The organism is Bacillus sp. es.034 (assembly GCF_002563655.1).
In the GTDB taxonomy this organism is placed as follows: domain Bacteria; phylum Bacillota; class Bacilli; order Bacillales; family Bacillaceae_B; genus Rossellomorea.
On record NZ_PDIY01000001.1, the window covers coordinates 2,896,985 to 2,916,376 of the forward strand.

The 19,392-nt window shown below is 41.2% G+C and carries 22 protein-coding genes; 16 read left to right on the forward strand and 6 right to left on the reverse strand.

Features of this window, described 5'->3' with window-relative positions:
- From ATG71_RS14830 to ATG71_RS14840, 3 genes are all read right to left on the reverse strand, one after another.
- Positions 1-837 (reverse strand): alpha/beta hydrolase, encoded by an 837-nt coding sequence (locus ATG71_RS14830; RefSeq protein WP_179886550.1) that lies wholly within the window; start codon positions 835-837, stop codon positions 1-3.
- Positions 838-1,062: 225 nt separating this feature from the next.
- Positions 1,063-2,295 (reverse strand): aminopeptidase, encoded by a 1,233-nt coding sequence (locus tag ATG71_RS14835; RefSeq protein ID WP_098440246.1) that lies wholly within the window; start codon positions 2,293-2,295, stop codon positions 1,063-1,065.
- Positions 2,296-2,552: 257 nt separating this feature from the next.
- On the reverse strand, positions 2,553-3,809 hold the full coding sequence (locus ATG71_RS14840; protein WP_098440247.1) for a helix-turn-helix transcriptional regulator: 1,257 nt from the start codon (positions 3,807-3,809) through the stop codon (positions 2,553-2,555).
- Between the two features lie 228 nt (positions 3,810-4,037).
- Between ATG71_RS14840 and ATG71_RS14845 the strand changes: the two genes are divergently transcribed.
- Positions 4,038-5,057 (forward strand): threonine aldolase family protein, encoded by a 1,020-nt coding sequence (locus ATG71_RS14845; protein WP_098440248.1) that lies wholly within the window; start codon positions 4,038-4,040, stop codon positions 5,055-5,057.
- Positions 5,058-5,110: 53 nt separating this feature from the next.
- Here ATG71_RS14845 and ATG71_RS14850 read toward each other — a convergent pair whose 3' ends face one another.
- Positions 5,111-5,446 (reverse strand): YckD family protein, encoded by a 336-nt coding sequence (locus ATG71_RS14850; RefSeq protein WP_098440249.1) that lies wholly within the window; start codon positions 5,444-5,446, stop codon positions 5,111-5,113.
- A gap of 133 nt (positions 5,447-5,579) precedes the next feature.
- Between ATG71_RS14850 and ATG71_RS14855 the strand changes: the two genes are divergently transcribed.
- The 12 genes from ATG71_RS14855 (at position 5,580) to ATG71_RS14910 (ending at position 15,681) form a co-directional block, all read left to right on the forward strand.
- Positions 5,580-5,984, forward strand: a complete 405-nt coding sequence (locus ATG71_RS14855) for a sporulation protein (protein WP_098440250.1) — start codon at positions 5,580-5,582, stop codon at positions 5,982-5,984.
- A gap of 202 nt (positions 5,985-6,186) precedes the next feature.
- Complete coding sequence (locus tag ATG71_RS14860) at positions 6,187-7,926, forward strand: carbon starvation CstA family protein (protein ID WP_098440251.1); 1,740 nt, start codon at positions 6,187-6,189, stop codon at positions 7,924-7,926.
- A 70-nt stretch (positions 7,927-7,996) separates the two neighbouring features.
- Positions 7,997-8,254 (forward strand): cory-CC-star protein, encoded by a 258-nt coding sequence (locus tag ATG71_RS14865; protein ID WP_098441850.1) that lies wholly within the window; start codon positions 7,997-7,999, stop codon positions 8,252-8,254.
- Between the two features lie 19 nt (positions 8,255-8,273).
- Entirely contained in the window at positions 8,274-9,233 is a 960-nt protein-coding gene (locus ATG71_RS14870; protein ID WP_098440252.1) for an ArsA family ATPase, read from the forward strand.
- A gap of 131 nt (positions 9,234-9,364) precedes the next feature.
- The gene (locus tag ATG71_RS14875; RefSeq protein WP_098440253.1) at positions 9,365-10,618 is read left to right on the forward strand and encodes a M24 family metallopeptidase; all 1,254 of its coding nucleotides are present in this window, start codon (positions 9,365-9,367) and stop codon (positions 10,616-10,618) included.
- A 183-nt stretch (positions 10,619-10,801) separates the two neighbouring features.
- Positions 10,802-11,062 (forward strand): metal-sensitive transcriptional regulator, encoded by a 261-nt coding sequence (locus ATG71_RS14880; protein WP_098440254.1) that lies wholly within the window; start codon positions 10,802-10,804, stop codon positions 11,060-11,062.
- 75 nt (positions 11,063-11,137) lie between these two features.
- Positions 11,138-11,365 carry a sulfurtransferase TusA family protein gene (locus ATG71_RS14885; RefSeq protein ID WP_098440255.1) on the forward strand — a complete coding sequence of 76 codons (228 nt, stop codon included), beginning with the start codon at positions 11,138-11,140 and terminating at the stop codon, positions 11,363-11,365.
- Between the two features lie 49 nt (positions 11,366-11,414).
- Positions 11,415-11,894, forward strand: a complete 480-nt coding sequence (locus ATG71_RS14890; RefSeq protein ID WP_098440256.1) for a DsrE/DsrF/DrsH-like family protein — start codon at positions 11,415-11,417, stop codon at positions 11,892-11,894.
- Between the two features lie 48 nt (positions 11,895-11,942).
- The gene (locus ATG71_RS14895) at positions 11,943-12,515 is read left to right on the forward strand and encodes a sulfurtransferase TusA family protein (protein ID WP_098440257.1); all 573 of its coding nucleotides are present in this window, start codon (positions 11,943-11,945) and stop codon (positions 12,513-12,515) included.
- A 23-nt stretch (positions 12,516-12,538) separates the two neighbouring features.
- A complete protein-coding gene (locus tag ATG71_RS14900) occupies positions 12,539-13,666 on the forward strand; it encodes an MBL fold metallo-hydrolase (RefSeq protein ID WP_098440258.1) in 1,128 nt (375 codons plus the stop codon).
- 76 nt (positions 13,667-13,742) lie between these two features.
- A complete protein-coding gene (locus ATG71_RS14905; RefSeq protein ID WP_034759056.1) occupies positions 13,743-14,519 on the forward strand; it encodes a sulfite exporter TauE/SafE family protein in 777 nt (258 codons plus the stop codon).
- A gap of 241 nt (positions 14,520-14,760) precedes the next feature.
- On the forward strand, positions 14,761-15,681 hold the full coding sequence (locus tag ATG71_RS14910; RefSeq protein ID WP_098441851.1) for a DUF1002 domain-containing protein: 921 nt from the start codon (positions 14,761-14,763) through the stop codon (positions 15,679-15,681).
- A gap of 37 nt (positions 15,682-15,718) precedes the next feature.
- On the opposite strand, the gene ATG71_RS14915 is transcribed toward ATG71_RS14910, so the two are convergent.
- Positions 15,719-17,122 carry a sensor histidine kinase gene (locus ATG71_RS14915; RefSeq protein ID WP_098440259.1) on the reverse strand — a complete coding sequence of 468 codons (1,404 nt, stop codon included), beginning with the start codon at positions 17,120-17,122 and terminating at the stop codon, positions 15,719-15,721.
- Positions 17,119-17,799 (reverse strand): response regulator transcription factor, encoded by a 681-nt coding sequence (locus ATG71_RS14920; RefSeq protein ID WP_098440260.1) that lies wholly within the window; start codon positions 17,797-17,799, stop codon positions 17,119-17,121. Before ATG71_RS14920 ends, ATG71_RS14915 begins: the two co-directional genes overlap by 4 nt.
- Before the next feature lie 235 nt (positions 17,800-18,034).
- On the opposite strand from ATG71_RS14920, the gene ATG71_RS14925 reads away from it, so the two are divergent.
- The 3 genes from ATG71_RS14925 to ATG71_RS14935 all read left to right on the forward strand — a co-directional run bounded on the left by ATG71_RS14925 (position 18,035) and on the right by ATG71_RS14935 (position 19,276).
- Positions 18,035-18,406, forward strand: a complete 372-nt coding sequence (locus ATG71_RS14925; RefSeq protein ID WP_098440261.1) for a hypothetical protein — start codon at positions 18,035-18,037, stop codon at positions 18,404-18,406.
- A 169-nt stretch (positions 18,407-18,575) separates the two neighbouring features.
- On the forward strand, positions 18,576-18,941 hold the full coding sequence (locus ATG71_RS14930; RefSeq protein WP_286163022.1) for a rhodanese-like domain-containing protein: 366 nt from the start codon (positions 18,576-18,578) through the stop codon (positions 18,939-18,941).
- A 38-nt stretch (positions 18,942-18,979) separates the two neighbouring features.
- On the forward strand, positions 18,980-19,276 hold the full coding sequence (locus ATG71_RS14935; protein WP_098440262.1) for a rhodanese-like domain-containing protein: 297 nt from the start codon (positions 18,980-18,982) through the stop codon (positions 19,274-19,276).
- Positions 19,277-19,392 lie beyond the last annotated feature (116 nt).

The following is a 19,392-nucleotide window of genomic DNA, read 5'->3' on the forward strand; positions in this document are numbered from 1 at the left end:
TTATTTACTCCATAGATAATCTCCTACAAGACGATCCACTTTCATCGTTTCATGTAATCCGCTATGAGAAATAGTTGGATCATACACTATTTTGGACTGAAAGGGATTTTTTTCGAAAAATGATCGGCTCTCCAGTGCACTCTGTACATTTACCACGTCGTCACCTGAACCAGCGATGGAAAGCACTTGTATTTCAGAAGGAATCAAATGACGATTGAGATACATTTTTTTTAATGCGCGTGATCCAGGCTTTAAATCAATCACAGCTGCACCGGTATTGATTTGACCATAGGACTCTTTCGTAACTCCCTGAAAAGGCGTGGCAATCGTAATGAATTTATGGGTTTTTGGAACAAACGATTCATTACTGGTATTTTCTAAATATTGGGTTGAAGCAAGGCCACCCATAGAGTGGGCGACAATATTGACAGTAGAAACATTGAATTGGTGATGCAGCAGCTTCATGGCATTTTCAAGCCAAATGGCCTGTTTATCCAAGGAAGCACGATTGTCTTCAAAAATGACTTGGACAAGTGGGGGAGAACTCGGGTTTTTAGGGAGAGCCCCTTTGTATCTTATACTGCCGGAATCTGATACCGAAATTTCGAGCGTTTTTTGACCCCACCCATGCCGGTTCTCAAAACGGTCCAACATGGTCCTGAAGGAATTATATGTACCTTTGTATCCGTGCACGAAGACTGTTGGATATTTCTCTTCGGCGGTTAAAGGTTTTTCACTGGACTGTACATTCGTGGTACGAAAAATAGTATATAAAGTGAAGAAGGCAATGATTAAGAACCCGCTCCAGAAAAATGATTGTTTAGACTTTACTGACAAGAAAATCGCTCCTTTAAAAAGGTATACTTCTATTGTAAGGGATTCGTGAAGTATTGAATATGTTAAAAAAGAAATTTATTTGTCATATTATATGTAATTTTTACCTTATATGGTACTATGTTTCTTTTTCTTCAGATCCTCTAGTCCGTAAAAGCAAGGACCATAAGAAAAAGGCTTAAATGAACATTTAAGCCTTCAACGTTATTTTGCCAATAATATAGAAAACTAAACCCAATCACCAGCTTTGAAAATCGGTTCAATCGTACCATCCGCCTTTTCACCGTCAATGTCCAATTGTGATGAGCCGATCATGAAGTCCACATGAATCATGCTTTCATTGAATCCAATATCCTTTAACTGTTCATTCGTCATCGTCTTACCATCCTCTACACATACAGATAAAGCTCTGCCCAATGCAATATGACACGAAGCATTTTCATCAAAAAGGGTGTTGTTGAAGACGATATCTGTATTGGAGATAGGGGAATCGTGAGGTACCAATGCAACCTCACCCAAATAAGATGCACCTTCATCTGTTTCGAGTAGGTTCTTTAACGTTTCATAGCCTTCTTCAGCCGTGTAATTAATTACTTTCCCTTCCCTGAAGGTCAATGAGAAATTCTTGATTAGGGTGCCGCTATAATTCAGAGGCTTTGTACTCGATACAACTCCGTTCACCCCATATTTATCTGGAATCGAAAACACTTCTTCCGTCGGTAGGTTCGGGACGAAAGGAATCCCTTTATCATTGGTGAATTGGGCACTGATCCATTTTGTGTTAGGATTGAATTCGATGGTGAGGTCTGTCCCCGGTCCTTTATAATGAAGCTTTTTATACTTCCCTTCGTTTAAACGGTTGGCGTTTTTATTAAGGTTATCGATATGTGCTTCCCATAATTCGACAGTATTCTCCCGATCCGTTCTGGTTGTATAAAAGATGTTCTCCCACAGTTTGTTAAATGCGTCTTCTTGTGAAAGCGCGGGGAAAACGGTTTGAGCCCATTCCACTGTTGGTATCGCAGCGATCAACCAGCTGATCTTTCCGCCTCCGATATAAGCCGAAAAGTCTTTCATCGCTTCTGCTGAGGTTTTGTTCAACATAGCGACACGCGTAGGGTCTGTGTCCCTTAAAAGAGAAGGATTCGGGGCAGCTAAGTTCAATAATGCCACATTGTTCTCTGCCATCTCAATATATCCTTTTGCTTTCCATTCAGGAAACGCTTTCAATCCATCCTCAGAAGATCTCTCCAGCCGTATTTTCTTCAATTCATCATCATAGAAATCCGTTAACACATTCAGTGCTCCTGCTTCGTATGCTTTCTCTGTAATCAGACGTACAAATTCGTAAGATGTAATAGGCGCTGATATCATCAGTTCCTGTCCCTTTTGCAGATTCAATCCGACTTCTACAATCAGATCTGCATATCTTCCTAAGTTTCTCTCAAATGCTTGATTCATTTGTAAATCCCCCTAATGTATGTATTCAATCATAACTATATCTCTTTTTTCGGAAAATTTCATCGATTAAGATTATATTTTAATATAAAAAAGACCGGTCCATAACTGAACCAGTGCTGATTATGTTTATAGTTTAGATGAGAACGGAGGGAATTCTTCTTCATTTGAGTTCATGACGACGACGCCGGCAAGGGCCATAGATGCGAGACTGGTAATGATCAGTAGCTTTCTCAGCTTTTTCATTTGTTATCACCCCCTTATAAAGGCAGCATTCCTTCATAAATGGTATTGGCTTCATTTAGATGGAATGCAGCAAGTTTGTATTTTCTGATTCTTTGATAATATTGGCCAAGGAATTTAGAATACTCAGCATATAATAGAAGAGAGCCGTTTTTCTTAAAGTAAGCCAGTGCATTCTCTTTCATAAATTTCTCAAAACCATTAGGGAATTCATTCAGTGCAAATTGATAATATGATAATTGATAGTATTTATCGGGATATCTTTCCTTTGAACAAAGCTCCAATCCTTTTGGTAACCAGAATTGAACTTTTGAACGTTGATTCAATTTGTAATACTCTTTGACAAGGGAGAGAATTGAATAGAGCTTTCCTTCGTCATCCGAAGTTTTTAATTCAATGCTTTTTTCAAAATGCCGGATGGCTTCATCACTTTTATGCATAAAGGATTTAAGGTATCCGAAATTTTGCTCGATTTTGGAATGTAACGACGTATAATGTATGGACTGAGAAATGAAGTTAGCCCATTCATAATGCTTTAAGGCGTCCTCACTATTCCGGATTCTCCGATAGCAGATGCCCAACAATAAATGGACCTCAGCGCACCTTTTCTGGTAATAGACCCCCTGAAAAATGGAGAGGGATTTTTCACCGTAGTAAATCGCTAAACGATACATGTGTAAACGTGTCAGGACTAAACTGAATAGATAGTATAAATCTGCTCTTTCTTCTTCATTTACAACATTTCCAAGTACAAAGTACGTTTCGGCATCTTTTAATTCACCTTTGGCTTTTTCGTATTCCTTCATTAAATAATAGTAATTCCCTTTATACTTGTGAAAGTAAAATTTTAGCTTGTCGGTAAGTTCCTTATAATTCGACTGAATATGGACCATATGACTGAAAGCTTCCGTGAGATTACCCCTTAGTAATTGAACCCGAAAGCAGAGAATTTTATAAAGAAAATGGGTCGTTGGATCATCGGTTTGATCAAGATCCCTCTGGATGACCTCGTGAGTGGAGCGTGCTTCATCCTCCTTATTCCAAAGCAATGCATGATTCCACTTTTCGAGAAGCTCATTCAATTGGTTCGCGCGATCAACTGGATTATTTAAACCGAGGCGCTCGCATAGCAAATGAACGATATCATCTGAAGGTGTCACTTGGTTATTTTCGAGTTTTGATAGATAAGATATAGAAATGATGCCCTTAGATAAATTTTGTTGTGTTAACTTTTGTTTGAGTCTGTGGAAACGGATCTTAGAACCAATCTTCATATGATTCTTCTCCTCTTAAAGGATATAAAATTCCGACCTAAGGACCAGAATATTTAACATAATAACATAAAAGAGGCTGTTAATTTTAGAATATTCCTAAAATTATAATTTTAATGGGTAGAAAGAAGGTATTTTGGTTATTTGAATGGTTTTATTTCACCATGATTCATCTATCAATATCCTTTGTTATAATGGATCTAGGGAAAGTTATAGAGGAGGATTGTCATTGTGATTGATTTACGAAGTGATACGGTAACAAAACCGACGGAGGAAATGAGAAGGGCAGCTTATGAAGCTGAAGTGGGTGATGATGTGTATGGTGAAGACCCTACTATCCTAAGGCTTGAAAAGGAAGCAGCCAATATTCTTGGGAAAGAGGAAGCATTATTCGTCACAAGTGGTACCCAGGGGAACCAAATTGCCGTATTGACCCATACCAGACCGGGAAATGAAATTCTATTAGAAACGAATTCGCATATCTTTTACTACGAATCAGGGGCAGTTGCAGCTTTCGCAGGCGTTCAAACCCGGACGATTACAGGAACCAATGGAGAAATGGACCCAGTTGAAATAGAAGCTGCCATTCGTACGGAGGATCAGCATTTTCCGGAAACGGGTTTGATTTGTCTGGAAAATACCCATAACCGTGCGGGAGGGGCAATCGTTTCACCGGAAAACATGCAAGCCATTCATACCATTGCCAGGAAGCACTCCATTCCGGTGCATGTTGACGGAGCCAGGCTCTTTAATGCCGTTGCCGCAAGTGGCCGTGACGTAAAGGAGTTTACGGATCACTGTGATACCGTTCAAATATGTTTATCGAAAGGCTTGGGCGCACCGGTAGGTTCAATCATTGCAGGTGACCGGAACTTTATTAAAAAGGCTCGAAAGTGGAGAAAACGTTTGGGCGGGGGACTGAGACAAGCCGGGGTGATTGCGGCTCCAGGATTGGTCGCCTTGAACAAGATGAGAGGACGTTTGTCAGAGGATCATGAGAAAGCAAGAATCCTCAAAGAAACCTTTCAAACATGTAATGGGATTGAAGTCATCAATGGAGTGGATACTAATATTGTAGTGGCTGACGTATCCGGCACAGGGATGACAGCAGCACAGTTTGTAGAAGAATTAGAGAGAAAAGGTATATTGGCCGTGACGTTTGGACCGACCCTGGTCCGTTTCACGACTCATTATGATGTGTCTTTGGAGGACATTGAGGTAGTTTCCCGCATCCTTAAGGCCGAGTTCTAGCCAATCGATTCCTGTGGAAAAGGAATAGGGCAGAATTTGCCCTATTTCTACCTTTATTCTTTGTGATCAAGTTGCTTTCCATGATGAGGATGTGGGTGCCATCTCATCATATAACCGTTTTCTTTCAGCTTTTGATGTTTTGCTTCCATCATGGTCAGCACTTTATCGCCTTGTTCTTTGGTAAAGACACCGTACTCGACGTATTTCTTCACAAGCTCTTTTTTCGTTGAATACATCTGTTCGTGCAATTTGCCAATCTCAGCTTTTTGGTCTTCTGTCAGATTCACCTTTTGTCCCGGCGCCTGACCTTGACCTTCTGCAGAGACGATGGAACTGAATCCAAGGCTGATGATGAGGGCAGCTGCAATTGATACCACTATTTTTTTCATTATTATTTCCTCCTTCCTGAAAAATTCTCTTATATTCTTTGCAGAGTATTAGAAGAATATGTAAGAGTGGACGAATCGGTGGGGGAATTGCTAGTATAACAAGGAGTAGAAACAGGATGAGGGGGTTTGATCAATGTTAAATAAGTTTTTGTCAAGTATCGGTATAGGTCATGTGAAGGTGGATACAATCGTGCACACGACAGAGATTTCACCTGGCGACCAAATCAAGGGGGATGTCGTCTTAAAGGGGGGAATGGCCGATCAACCGGTGAATGAAGTTCGACTATTACTTCTCCTAAAGTATGAACAAGATAAACAGGATAGTGATTTTTCTTTTCATGAGAAGGATTTAAATACGCTCACACTAGACAGTATAGGGACGATTAAGGCTGGGGAGGAAAAAAGGATTCCATTTGAATTCCCTACAGATGCCCGTCACCCTAAGACGACTGATACGGAACAAACCATTTTAAGGACAACGGTGGATATACCCCAAGCCGTGGACCCCACAGATGAGGACAGTATATTTGTCCGGTGATTACAGAAAAAAGGGCCGATTCCCAAAGTGAATCGGCCCTTTTTTGAATGTTTTATAGATACAGGAGTGATGAATGGAGAAGGAAAGAGTACTAAGTTCTTATTGAAATCCATAAAAACCCAAGTTAAAATGTAGTAAGCGCATACATTCAAAAAATTCAGAATTTAATGTATGTAAAATCATTGGAAAAGGGAGGAATTTGATGGGTGGAATATGGTTAGCAGTCATAGGGGGTATCGTGTTTCTAATAGGGTATAGATATTATTCGACTCTTATTGCGGAGAGAGTGTACAGGCTCGATCCGAATTACGTGACACCCTCTCACCAGTATAAAGACGGAGTGGACTTCGTACCGACGAATAAATTTGTCCTTTGGGGGCATCATTTCACTTCGGTTGCAGGTGCTGCTCCTATTGTAGGACCGGCTATAGCCGTGTATTGGGGATGGCTTCCTGCTTTTCTTTGGGTGATATTCGGTACTGTGTTTGCAGCGGGAGTGCATGATTTCGGTACCCTTGTGCTGTCAGTTCGAAATAAAGGACAGTCTGTTGGTTCATTAGCCAATAAGTTGATAGGAAAGAGGGCTAAGGTACTTTTTTTATTCATTATTTTAATTCTTGTATTAATGGTTAATGCGGTTTTTGCCTGGGTCATTGCGAATTTATTCATTACGTTCCCGGCAAGTGTATTATCTGTATTCATTCAAATTCCGCTGGCTGTATGGATCGGGTACTCCGTCTACAAACGTAACGGAAGCATGTTATTACCTTCCATCGTGGCTCTCGGTGTCATGTACGCATCAGCGGTGATCGCAAGCCGGGTAGATTTCCTGCAAATTGATCTGGTCCGATATTTCGGTGGGCAGGAAGCGACTTCATTATTTGGTTTAAGTTCCACGAGCATGGCTTTCCTTGTGTGGATCGTTATTCTGATGATTTATGTGTACATCGCTTCCATCCTCCCCGTATGGAAACTATTACAGCCTCGAGATTATATTAATTCACATCAGCTGATCGTGGGTCTTGGATTGCTGTATCTCGGTCTCCTATTTACTAACCCAGAGATCACTGCTCCGATGACAAATGGATCTGCAGATGTTTCTTGGTTTCCATTATTATTTATTACGATTGCGTGCGGTGCGATTTCAGGTTTCCACGGACTGGTGTCATCCGGGACCTCTTCAAAGCAGCTGAACAAGGAAACGGATGCCCGATTCGTCGGTTATTTAGGAGCGGTAGGGGAAGGGGCACTTGCCCTGATTGCCATCATTGCCTGTATTACATTTTTTCCTAACGTAGAAGAATTCCAAGCGACCTACAGTGGATTTGCTGCAGCCAGTGGAGCGGGATTGGGTGTCTTCATTCAAGGGGCAGGACAACTTGCGACAGGTGTGGGGATTCCCGCAGATATTGCCGCAACGATCGTTTCAGTCATCATTGTAAGCTTCGCGGCCACCACCCTGGATTCATCTGTTCGTCTGATGCGATATATCATTTCTGAATTGGGAGAGGAGTACAAAGTACTCTCATTAACTAATGCACACGTTGCGACTACGATTGCTGTCGTATCAAGTGCGGCTCTGACATTATTGCCTCAGGGCCCTAAAGGATTCGGATCAGGTGGATATCTCCTTTGGCCTTTGTTTGGAACATCGAATCAGTTGTTGGCAGGGATCAGTTTACTTCTGATTACTATTTGGCTCAAGAGACAGGGGAGGAATTATCTGGCTACACTGATCCCGATGTTGTTCCTCATGTTTATGACCCTTTGGGCAATGATCAATCAGGTGGTCTTTGAATGGTCAGGAGCCGGGGAATCGGAAGGGAATATGCTTCTTTTCATCTTTGGAAGCATCATCTTGATCTTTACTCTGTGGATCCTCATCACAGCAGCTTCTTCCCTGTCTAAAAAAGGGGATGAGCCTTCTCAGTTCTCTGTGTAAGCATTAAAGCAGGGGGACTCACATCGGGTCCCCTTTTTTATTAGGGAGGAGTGATCACTTGGATACAACCATGATAGATAAATTCAAAAGGGCAATGAAATTATATGATGATATGATCCGGCTTCCTCATAAAACAGAAATAGCAAGGGAGTTGAGGGACGAAGAGGATTTATTTTTATTACTGCTTTATTCAGATATGCTTGGAATACCTAACCCTGTTTTTTTTTACACGTTGGAACTCTATCCATATATGATAGAAAAGTTTCATGATTGGCACTTAAGAATGGGGATGGAACACTCGCCACTGGATGGAATCAGATGTTGTTAAAATGAAAGGAAGGGAATATATGGATGATTTACTGAATCAGTCTATTATCTTTGTGGGGGGAAAAGGAGGAGTAGGAAAATCGACTACGGCATCTGCACTGGCCGTCATGTTTGCAAAAATGGGCAAGAAGACGCTGATTGTCTCAACAGATCCGGCTCATAATCTTGGAGATATCTTCCACCATGAAATAAATGGGCATCCAACCCCGCTAACGAAACATTTATGGGGGATCGAAATAGATCCAGAAGCAGAAACGCGTCAATACATCAATGGAGTGAAAAGGAATCTCAAAGGGATGGTAAAGTCCAATATGGTGAGTGAAGTCCATCGGCAAATCGATATGGCTGCCTCAGCACCGGGGGCGGAAGAGGCTGCCTTGTTTGACCGGATTGTTTCGATCATTCTGGAAGAAGGAAATGGATATGACAAAATCATTTTTGACACAGCTCCAACAGGACACACGATTCGCCTATTGTCTCTTCCGGAATTAATGGGAGTTTGGATGGATGGTATGCTTGAGAGAAGGAAGAAAACAAATAAGAATTATTCCCAGCTTTTGAATGATGGTGAACCTGTTGAGGATCCCATATTCGATGTCCTTCAACAACGCCGTGAAAAGTTTTCAAAAGTCAGAGATATACTGCTTAATCGGCAAAAGACAGGTTTTATTTTCGTCCTGATCCCAGAAAGGCTACCGATTCTCGAAACGGAGAAAGCGATTGAATTGATGTCCTCGCATTCACTTGATATTGGAGGTCTGGTTGTGAATAAAATCCTGCCCAATCAGGCGGATGGGGAGTTTTTGGAGAAAAGAAGAGAACAGGAAAAAGTATACTTGCGTATGATGCAAGAAAGATTCACCGAACAATCGTTATATGAAATCCCTCTATTAGAAGAAGATATCTGCACCCTTTCTCATCTGGAAGGATTTGCATCCCATCTTCAAAAAGCGATTTTCAAAGAAGAGGGAATCTACTAATTGAGGAGGTATACATAAATAGTGAGAGTGACCATAGGGGAAATTCTTCAATGGTCATTTTTGCGTTGGGAAGGGGAAATAGATGATTTTGTCGAAAGTGTAATGATCAATAAAACAAGGGAGTCGTTCACATGAAAAGTGAGAATGAATATCTATCTGCCATTCTCCCCTTAAAAAAGAGGGAAGAAACCCAAAATCGCTGGCTGTTTCATCGCCTGAATACCCTGTTACCTGATTTAATGAAAAAACACAAGGTAGACATGTGGATCACGGCAGGGAGGGAATACAATGAAGATCCTGTCCTGAAGAGTCTTTACCCGACCTCAGTTGACGGTTCGAGAAGATTGACCATCCTCATATTTTATTTGGAAGATGGCCAGCACCTGAAAAAATGGGTTTTGCACCCCAATCCGAATTTTGAACCATTTTACGAAAGAGCATGGAACCCGGAAGAGTGTGATCAATGGGATTGCCTTAAACGTCTTGTGGATGAGTACAACCCTGATACGATCGCATTGAATTATTCATCGACATTTGCCGCAGCGGATGGTTTGAGTCATTCCTGTTATCAGCAGCTTAGCATGCTGTTAGATGAACACTCACATAAATTTGTGACTGCTCAACATATCATTGTGGATTGGCTATCCATCAGAACCACCAAGGAATTAGTGGCATACCCTTCGATAGCAGAGCTTGGGAGGATGATTGCGGAAGAAGCGTTATCCCGGAAAGTGATTCATCCTGGAATCACCACTACCGAAGATGTTAATGAATGGATACGCCAGCGGGTCTTAGACGCAGGAATGGAAACCTCCTTTTATCCTACGGTTGATCTGCAAAGAAAGGGTTCTGTGATGGATCGATTAGAGGGAGAGATCATTCGCTTTGGCGATATCGTGCATTTGGATTTTGGTATTCGATATCTGGGCCTGGCAACGGACACCCAGCAGTTGGCTTATGTCCTTTACCCAGGTGAGGAGGAAGCTCCTGAAGGACTTCAATCTGCATTACAAACCGCCTTAAGGTTCGAGGACATCATAACCGGGGAAATGAAAGTCGGAAGAACGGGGAATGAAGTGTTTCAAAGATCGATGAAAAAGGCAAGAGAGGAAGAAATCGAGGCGATGCTGTATTCTCATCCACTCGGCCATCATTGTCATGAAGCCGGCGCTTTGATCGGGTTATACGATCAACAGAGGGAGATTCCCATTAAGGGCGATCTGCCTCTTACGGCCAATACATGTTATGCAATGGAGTTCAACATACAACAATATATACCTGAGTGGGATCAGAGCGTGCCCATTTATCTGGAAGAACCGGTTGCTTTCATCGAGAATCGTCTTGAATATATGGCGAAAAGGCAAATCACTTTCTATCTGATCTAATCATTATTCCTTACTGGGTATCATAGACTGATTACACTCATTGTTTGTAATCAGTCTTATATGCCTCTGCCTAATAATGATCATTCTGAAAAAAATGCGATTCTCCCCCCTTGACTTAATACCTAGTAGGGTATATTATAGTGGATGTAGCAAGAAAAGAACAAGCCAACAGGAGGTGTCTTGATGGAATACAATGCACAAATTATAAATCGGATAAAACGTGTGGAAGGGCAGCTCCGTGGGGTTGTAAGAATGATGGAGCAAGGGGAAGATTGTAAAGACGTCATCACGCAACTTTCCGCAGCGAAAACAGCTCTTGATCGTTCAGTAGGTTTAATTGTTAGTATGAATCTTGTTGAGTGCGTCAGGGACTCACATGAAACAGGTGAAAGTACAGAAGAACTTGTGAAAGAGGCAGTGAATTTGTTAGTGAAAAGTCGATAACAAAAAAGGTTGACATCTTTTTTTATATCATATAGTATACCCTTATGGGTATTGAAAAACGAGGAGGAAACACACATGAACGCAGATAAAGTATTAGATGCAAAGGGACTTGCTTGTCCAATGCCAATCGTAAAAACCCGAAAGGCTATTAAAGAAATTGAATCCGGTCAAATCCTGGAGATTCAAACAACAGATAAAGGCGCAAAAAGTGATCTTACAGCATGGGCTAAATCGACAGGACATGAATTACTCGATTCGAATGAAGAAAATGATGTATTTACATTCTGGATTAAAAAAGGCTAAATTTTTTTGAGGGGGTATATACCCCCTGTAGTAAACAGGAGGGAACACAATGTCAGAGAGAAAAACAACCAATATCATTCTATTTAGTGGAGATTACGATAAAGCGATGGCAGCCTATATTATTGCCAACGGTGCTGCAGCATATGATCATGAAGTAACGATCTTCCATACGTTCTGGGGATTGAATGCTTTGAGAAAAGAAGAAATGGTACCCGTTAAAAAAGGGTTCATGGAAAAAATGTTTGGGAAAATGATGCCTCGTGGAGCAGATAAAATGGGGTTATCAAACATGAACTTTATGGGCATGGGTCCAAAAATGATCAAAGGTGTCATGAAAAAGCATAATGCCATGCCTCTGCCTGATTTGATCGACATGGCAAGAGAACAGGAAATCAAATTGGTTGCATGTACCATGACCATGGATCTACTGGGACTACACAAAGACGAACTGTTGGAAGAAATCGAATACGCTGGAGTAGCAGCTTATTTAGCAGATGCTGAGGACGGAAATGTGAACTTATTTATCTAAATTTTTTTGAAAACAAATATACCCTACGTGGTAATTGGAGGTCTTTATATGAACACCATTGAATCAAACTTTGTATTAGACGCAAAGGGACTTGCTTGTCCCATGCCGATTGTAAAAACAAAGAAAGCAATGAATGGTCTGGAAGCGGGGCAGGTAATTGAAATTCAAGCCACAGACAAGGGGTCCAAGGCGGATCTTCAAGCTTGGGCAAAAAGCACAGGACATGATTATTTAGGAACAATTGAAGAAGGGGACGTCCTCAAGCATTTCGTCCGTAAATCAAGCGGTGAAGAGACAGTTGAACGTAAACACGAGGCTGTTACTGACAACGCCACATTAGCTGGCAAACTAACCGATGAAAATGTGATTGTGCTGGATGTCCGGGAAAAAGCGGAATATGCCTTCAATCATATTCCAGGGGCTATTTCGATCCCGCTTGGGGAACTTGAAGCCCGTATAGCTGAATTGAATAAAGACAAAGAGATCTATGTTGTCTGCCGTACTGGAAATAGAAGTGACATGGCGGCTCAACTATTAGGTGAAAAAGGATTCGCGAATGTAATCAATGTGGTTCCAGGTATGAGCGATTGGTCTGGAGACTTAGAATCGGATATTAAATAATTCATTTTCAGGAGGGTTAATTAATGGCGGTAAAACCAATGAATTCAAAAGAAGTAGCACAAAAAGTAATGAAAAAAGAAGAATTATTCATCTTAGACGTTCGTAATGTAGATGCATTTGAAGACTGGAAAATCGAAGGGAAATCATTCGATTATTTGAATATCCCTTACTTCGATCTTTTAGATGGAGTGGAAGAGATCATGGATCAATTGCCGGAAGATAAAGAGATCCTTGTCGTTTGTGCAAAAGAAGGTTCTTCCGTCATGGTAGCTGAAATGCTGTCTGAAGAAGGAAGAGATGTTTCCTATCTTGAAGGCGGTATGAAGGCTTGGAGTGAACATTTAGAGCCTGTTAAAGTAGGGGATCTATCAAATGGGGGAGAACTTTATCAATTTGTACGCTTAGGAAAAGGCTGTCTTTCCTATATGGTCGTATCAAATGGTGAAGCCGCGATTGTGGACGCCACCCGTATGGCAGATGTGTTCATCGAATTTGCTGAAACAAAAAATGTAAAAATCACAAATGTATTCGATACTCACTTACATGCGGATCACATTTCTGGTGGGCGTACCATTGCAGAAAGAACCGGAGCAACGTATTGGTTACCATCCAAAGATGCTGAAGAGGTTACATTTGAATATGCGGCACTGGAAGATGGAAATAAAGTACAGATCGGGAACACAACCATCGATATCAATGCCCTATACTCACCAGGTCATACAATTGGTTCTACATCATTTGTGGTTGATGCGAAATATCTATTTTCAGGTGACATTTTATTTATTGATAGTATCGGGCGACCTGATCTTGCAGGAAAAGCTGAAGATTGGGTAGGGGACTTGAGAGAAAGTCTGTACAAACGCTACAAAGATCTTTCCAGGGATCTGACCGTTTTACCCGCTCACTTCATGATTATTGATGAATTAAATGAAGACGGTTCTGTAGGTGAGAAACTTGGCACCTTATATGCCAAGAATCATGGTCTGAACATTGAGAGCGAAGATGAATTCAGAAGTCTTGTTTCTGAAAATCTGCCTCCACAACCGAATGCTTATCAGGAAATACGTGAAACCAATATGGGAAAAGTGACACCGAATGAGGAAAAGCAGCGTGAGATGGAAATCGGACCAAATCGCTGTGCTGTTCGATAATAACGACTAGAATTAATTATTTTCAATGGGAACTTGCATGAGCGGTTCCCATTCTACTGGAAGAGGAGGGCTCACAATGGATTTGGCATTTATTTTAACTATATTTCTAATCGGCTTCGTCGGTTCTTATATATCAGGAATGGTGGGAATCGGAGGAAGTATCATTAAATATCCAATGCTCTTATATATTCCGCCTTTGTTGGGAGTAGCGACATTTTCCGCTCATGAAGTTTCTGGCATCAGTGCCGTTCAAGTATTCTTTGCAACGCTTGGCGGAGTATGGGCATACCGTAAAGGGGGCTACCTGAATAAATCACTCATTACGTATATGGGGGTAAGTATCTTAATCGGTAGTTTCATTGGTGGGTATGGCTCAAAATTCATGAGTGAAGCAGGTATTAACATCGTTTACGGAATTCTGGCTCTTATTGCAGCCATCATGATGTTCATTCCAAAAAAAGGGATAGATGATGTGAAGCTGGAAGATGTTTCTTTTAACAAATGGCTCGCTGCCATTCTTGCCCTCATCGTGGGAGTGGGTGCAGGTATTGTTGGTGCAGCAGGAGCGTTTCTATTAGTTCCGATCATGCTTGTCGTGCTGAAAATACCGACGAGGATGACGATTGCTTCCTCCCTTGCCATTACGTTGATTTCTTCCATCGGGTCGACTGTTGGGAAAATCACCACCGGGCAAGTGGATTACCTGCCAGCCATGATCATGGTAGTGGCAAGTCTGATTGCCTCTCCACTCGGAGCGATGGCAGGAAAGAAAATGAACACCAAGATCCTTCAAATGATATTGGCACTATTGATTTTAGGAACGGCAATCAAGATCTGGATTGATATCCTTTAGAATGCTGCTTAGCACTGTATACCTTGACTCTTCTTGCAGAAGAAGAATCGTGGTACATGGAGCTAAGCTTTTTTTTGTGTTAATGTATCAATGGGCCTTGTAACTTTCTGAAGGTCTCTTTCGTCTAATGAATAGATAGAAATAAGACTCTGGGTGGATGAACATATCCATGAGTACCGGTACAATGGAAGAATGGATGTGTTCTAGGATTTTATCCATCATGAAAAAAGGGAGAATACACATGAAAAAGCTTATTGGAATCATCTTACTTTGTTCATTAATGGTTAGCGGACTTCAACCGGCATCGGCCGCAGATAATGATAAAGCAAGCATTAATGAAAAATTCGGACTGCCCATCGTTGTATATGGGGAAACACTCACCAGCCAGCAAAAAAAAGAGGTACAAAAGCAATTGGGTATGGATGAGGGAACAGAAGTGGAAGAGTTTACGGCTACTGGTGAAGATCTAGTGAAATATATTGAAGGAGAAAACAGGAATGCCCGCATGTTCTCTTCAGCCATGATCACTCGTAAAGAAAAGGGTGAAGGATTGAAGGTTAATATTGTGACACCGGAGAATATTACCGAAGTGACAAATTCAATGTATTCCAATGCACTTTTAACAGCGGGTGTCGAAAATGCAGTAGTGGATGTTGCTTCACCGGTTAAGGTGAGCGGTCATTCTGCATTAGTGGGTATTTATAAAGCGTATGACGTGAGTGGGGAGAAGCTTGATACGGTTCGGATGGAAGTGGCCAATGAAGAATTATCCGTTGCCACGGAACTTGCGAAAGAGTCAGGAATCGATAAGGAAGAAGTCAGTAAACTGTTAACCGAAATCAAGAAGGAAATTGCTGAACAAGATCCTGCTACGAAAGAGGAAGTCGAGAAGATCGTCGAAGACAAACTCCAATCATTGAACATTGAATTAAGTCCAGAGGATCGTCAGCTGTTGATTGATTTATTTGAAAAGATGAGATCCCTTGATATAAATTTTGATAATGTTCAACAGCAGCTGGATGACTTGACGAAGGATATCCAAACAACTATCAAGGATATTGTGAACGATAAAGGGTTTGGACAGAAAGTGTCGGATTTCTTTACCGGATTATTAGAAGCAATTAAAAATTTCTTTAATTCAATTAAAAATTTATTTGGATAATACAACGATAAAAGACTGAGTCGTCCGACTCAGTCTTTTATAATTCCAGCAATGGAAACGTTAGATATACCGTCGTACCTTTGCCTTCTTCACTCTCAATGAAAAAGGAACCTTTATGCTTATGCATGATTTCCTTGGCGATGGATAAACCAAGTCCATATCCACCGGTGTTCCTTGTCCTAGACAGATCAGATCTATAGAATCGTTCACCTATTTGTGATAGTGAGTCTCCGGGGATCCCAATCCCATGATCTTTAATCTTCACAACCGCCTTACCATCTTTCTCATAGGAGTGGATGGTGATAGAGGTTTTTTCCGTGGAATATTTCAGGGCATTGTCCAAAATATTGTAGAAGACCTGCATCACCCGGTTTGGATCTCCGTTTATGATGGATTCCTCATTTAAAGTATGTTTAATATCCATATGCTTTAATTCTGCTTGGGGACGGATCAGTGTTAAGGAGTCCATAATGAATTGGGACAGCACCATCGGTTCAATATCCAATGAAAATGCAGCGTCTTCCAATTTATTCAATTCAAGGAGTTCCGTAATTAATTTCTGCATCCGCACCGACTCTTTTTGAATCAGGTGTAAGCTTTTTTCTATTTCCTCCGGGTTTGTTTGAACCCGGTCGGTCAAAGCTTTTGCATACCCCCCGATGTACGTGAGGGGGGTCCTCAGTTCATGGGCGACATTTGAAAGGAATTGCCGTTTCCGATCCTCCTGGTGCTGCAAAGAGTCTACCATACTGTTGAAGGTCAGGGCCAATTCAGCCATTTCATCTTTAGTGGTGACCTCCAGACGCTCCGTAAAGTTTCCGCTGGCCACTTGATTAGAGAACCTTTGCATTTCCCTGACAGGTTTGAACAAGGAGTCCAATGAAGACTGAATGATCAAAAATAGCACGAAATAAAACATGACCCCTGCCAATATTAAGATGGGGATTCCTTTGCTGAAGACTTCTGTCATTTCAGCAAGAGGGATATAGATAAACAAATATCCCATTAATTTATCTCCATTCATAAGCGGAAAGACGGCTCCTATCACTTTCCGATCGAACTCGTCGACATATCCTTCTTTCATGACATGATTGCCCTTCGCCAATTCTTTTTTGTCTGTTGCATTGATGAGGGGCTTTCGATCAATTAGAAAAGGGAAGCTCTTACCTAATTCATCAAGGTTTTCCACAACGGATACTTCATAGGGAGAGATGACGTTATACCAGAGGATTTTGTCCTTGATATTTCCGCTTACATCCCCATAATGGTAGTGGGCTGCGGTCCTCTGTCCCTGATAAAGAAGTGAATCCTTCACGGTCCCTATATATAGGTCTTTGTAGAGATAATGAATGAACAGGAACGAAAAGACAATCGTTAAAAATAAGCTGCTCAACAACAGAATAGAGACTTTTTTATTGAGGGTAAGGTTTATGTTTCTCAAAGAGATCCCTCAAATTTATAACCAAGTCCCCATACGGTCTCGATCAACGACCCGTAATTTTTTAATTTCAGCCGCAACGTTTTTATATGGGTATCAACGGTTCGATCACTTCCTTCGTAGTCTCTTCCCCATACTTGATCCAGAAGTTGATCCCTTTTATATACTCGTCCTTGATTGCGTGCGAGAAATAAGAAAAGTTCATATTCTTTTAAAGTCAAACGGGGAGAATGATCACCGACGGACACGGTCCTGGATGCCAAATTAAATGAAACAGGTCCAAACCTTTCTACCATGGAACGTGTCTGGACACCATATGATCTTCTTAGAATGGTTTCAATGCGAGCCACAAGCTCATCAGCGTTGAAGGGTTTAACCATATAATCATCACTGCCAAGCTTTAAACCCTTTACCTTGTCCAGGTCATCGCCCTTGGCAGATAGGAATATAAAGGGAATTTGACTGTTCTCCCTTACTTCTTCAAGTAGTTGGAAACCATCCATGAATGGCATCATAATATCCACGATCATCAGGTCGACTTGTGTTTTATTCAATTGATCAAGAGCTGCCAAACCGTTTTCGGCTTCAATACAGAAATAATTCTCCCTGTTTAAATACAATGTGATCAGCTGTCTCATTTCCGGTTCATCATCTACAATCAGTACATTCCATTTTTTCATCATCTTCACACCCAGCCTTATAACGTAGAAATTACATCAATTTTATTATAGATAAAAATAGTGAATTATTTGTGAGGTTCTAGGTTTATTCGATTTAATTATCTTTCATCATTTTAACATGGAAAACAGAGGGATTGAACTTATGCCGTTTTGTCCTATACTTTTACGAAAACAGGGACATTTGCCCTTCCCGTTTTTCCTTTTCATAATAGGCTAATAAAGAGGAGTGACGAACATGTATGAGAGGAGTTCCATATACAGAAAGAATTTAATGCCCTTCCTAAATTCAGGCTATTTCCCTAACCTTGGTAACGGAGGGGATTATCTTAGCGGGGCACAGGGATACGGTCCTGTGGGAGCCCAAAACACACCCTATCTTCAAGGACCTTATGCCACACCGCAAGTTTACGGTCCACAGGGCTATCCGCCACCAGGATACCCGCAGGCAGGCTTTGGTCCTGGCGCCTATGGTCCGGCAGGTGGTTATGGGTATGGTATAAACCCCATCGGAGCAGGATTGATTGGACTTGGCTTAGGCTTTCTAGGAGGTCAGCTCGTGAACACCCCGTTTAAAGGGCCACATAAACGCTACTATAATTATTGGTAAAGTGATCAAACCGACTCGTCTTATTGAGCCGGTTTTTTTTAATGTCGTCGTTCAAGTTTATTCCGTAAATAACAATAGATATCTTTCTTGACAATATACCTATAGGGGTATAATATGGACGTAGAAAGTAATTGGACAATGTTCCTGCTTATCAAGAAATGAGGTGCTTATGTTGGAATTTTTCGGATTAATCATGTTAGTCATACTTATTTATGTGTATGTATTGATCAAGAAACCAGGTAAGAATATCAAGCAAATGTCTGCAAGTGAATTGAAAACGACTTTAGGAGATATGAAAAGGCAATTCATTGATGTCCGTTCACCAGGGGAATTCAATCATGGTCATATTAAACAATTTAAAAATATGCCGTTACAATCGTTACATCAAACCGCTGACACTCTAAACAAAGACAAAGAAATCATTGTCATTTGTCAAAGTGGTATGAGAAGTGCCAATGCATGCAAAATTCTTAAAAAGATAGGATTTACCTCTGTAACGAACTTTAAGGGAGGAATGAATTCCTGGTCCCATTAGTGTGATGAAAACCATTATTTGAAAGAGAGGAATCTTCTATGAAAACGATCCTGAGCAATGAAGTAAACCGGAGATTAGCGAACGGGGAACAAGTGAATATCATCGATGTACGTGAGCCGGCTGAAGTGCTGAATGGGAAAATCCCTACCAGTACCAATATTCCTTTAGGGCTGCTGGAATTTCGTATGAATGAATTGGATAAGAAAAATGATTACATCGTAGTCTGTCAATCAGGGGGCCGAAGCAGCCGTGCCGTGAAGTTTCTTGCTTATCATGGCTATGAGGTCACCAACATGGAAGGCGGCATGCTTGCATGGGAAGGGGATGTTGAGTAAGCCTCTTCCTCCATTCCTTATCGTACAATTTTTTGAAGATGAATACCCCTATAGGTTTATAGGTTGGATATTAGGATAATGTAAATACGAAGAGAAAATAATAAATATAAGGGAGG

What these genes read in the sequence shown, in the direction of transcription:
- ATG71_RS14895 (WP_098440257.1), top strand. Translation starts at nt 11,943, where the DNA reads ATGAACACCATTGAATCAAACTTTGTATTAGACGCAAAGGGACTTGCT.
- ATG71_RS14905 (WP_034759056.1), top strand. Translation starts at nt 13,743, where the DNA reads ATGGATTTGGCATTTATTTTAACTATATTTCTAATCGGCTTCGTCGGT.
- ATG71_RS14870 (WP_098440252.1), top strand. Translation starts at nt 8,274, where the DNA reads ATGGATGATTTACTGAATCAGTCTATTATCTTTGTGGGGGGAAAAGGA.
- ATG71_RS14850 (WP_098440249.1), bottom strand. Translation starts at nt 5,446, where the DNA reads ATGAAAAAAATAGTGGTATCAATTGCAGCTGCCCTCATCATCAGCCTT.
- ATG71_RS14920 (WP_098440260.1), bottom strand. Translation starts at nt 17,799, where the DNA reads ATGAAAAAATGGAATGTACTGATTGTAGATGATGAACCGGAAATGAGA.
- ATG71_RS14860 (WP_098440251.1), top strand. Translation starts at nt 6,187, where the DNA reads ATGGGTGGAATATGGTTAGCAGTCATAGGGGGTATCGTGTTTCTAATA.
- ATG71_RS14935 (WP_098440262.1), top strand. Translation starts at nt 18,980, where the DNA reads ATGAAAACGATCCTGAGCAATGAAGTAAACCGGAGATTAGCGAACGGG.
- ATG71_RS14880 (WP_098440254.1), top strand. Translation starts at nt 10,802, where the DNA reads ATGGAATACAATGCACAAATTATAAATCGGATAAAACGTGTGGAAGGG.
- ATG71_RS14835 (WP_098440246.1), bottom strand. Translation starts at nt 2,295, where the DNA reads ATGAATCAAGCATTTGAGAGAAACTTAGGAAGATATGCAGATCTGATT.
- ATG71_RS14865 (WP_098441850.1), top strand. Translation starts at nt 7,997, where the DNA reads ATGATAGATAAATTCAAAAGGGCAATGAAATTATATGATGATATGATC.
- ATG71_RS14875 (WP_098440253.1), top strand. Translation starts at nt 9,365, where the DNA reads ATGAAAAGTGAGAATGAATATCTATCTGCCATTCTCCCCTTAAAAAAG.
- ATG71_RS14840 (WP_098440247.1), bottom strand. Translation starts at nt 3,809, where the DNA reads ATGAAGATTGGTTCTAAGATCCGTTTCCACAGACTCAAACAAAAGTTA.
- ATG71_RS14900 (WP_098440258.1), top strand. Translation starts at nt 12,539, where the DNA reads ATGGCGGTAAAACCAATGAATTCAAAAGAAGTAGCACAAAAAGTAATG.
- ATG71_RS14925 (WP_098440261.1), top strand. Translation starts at nt 18,035, where the DNA reads ATGTATGAGAGGAGTTCCATATACAGAAAGAATTTAATGCCCTTCCTA.
- ATG71_RS14855 (WP_098440250.1), top strand. Translation starts at nt 5,580, where the DNA reads ATGTTAAATAAGTTTTTGTCAAGTATCGGTATAGGTCATGTGAAGGTG.
- ATG71_RS14930 (WP_286163022.1), top strand. Translation starts at nt 18,576, where the DNA reads ATGTTGGAATTTTTCGGATTAATCATGTTAGTCATACTTATTTATGTG.
- ATG71_RS14885 (WP_098440255.1), top strand. Translation starts at nt 11,138, where the DNA reads ATGAACGCAGATAAAGTATTAGATGCAAAGGGACTTGCTTGTCCAATG.
- ATG71_RS14890 (WP_098440256.1), top strand. Translation starts at nt 11,415, where the DNA reads ATGTCAGAGAGAAAAACAACCAATATCATTCTATTTAGTGGAGATTAC.
- ATG71_RS14910 (WP_098441851.1), top strand. Translation starts at nt 14,761, where the DNA reads ATGAAAAAGCTTATTGGAATCATCTTACTTTGTTCATTAATGGTTAGC.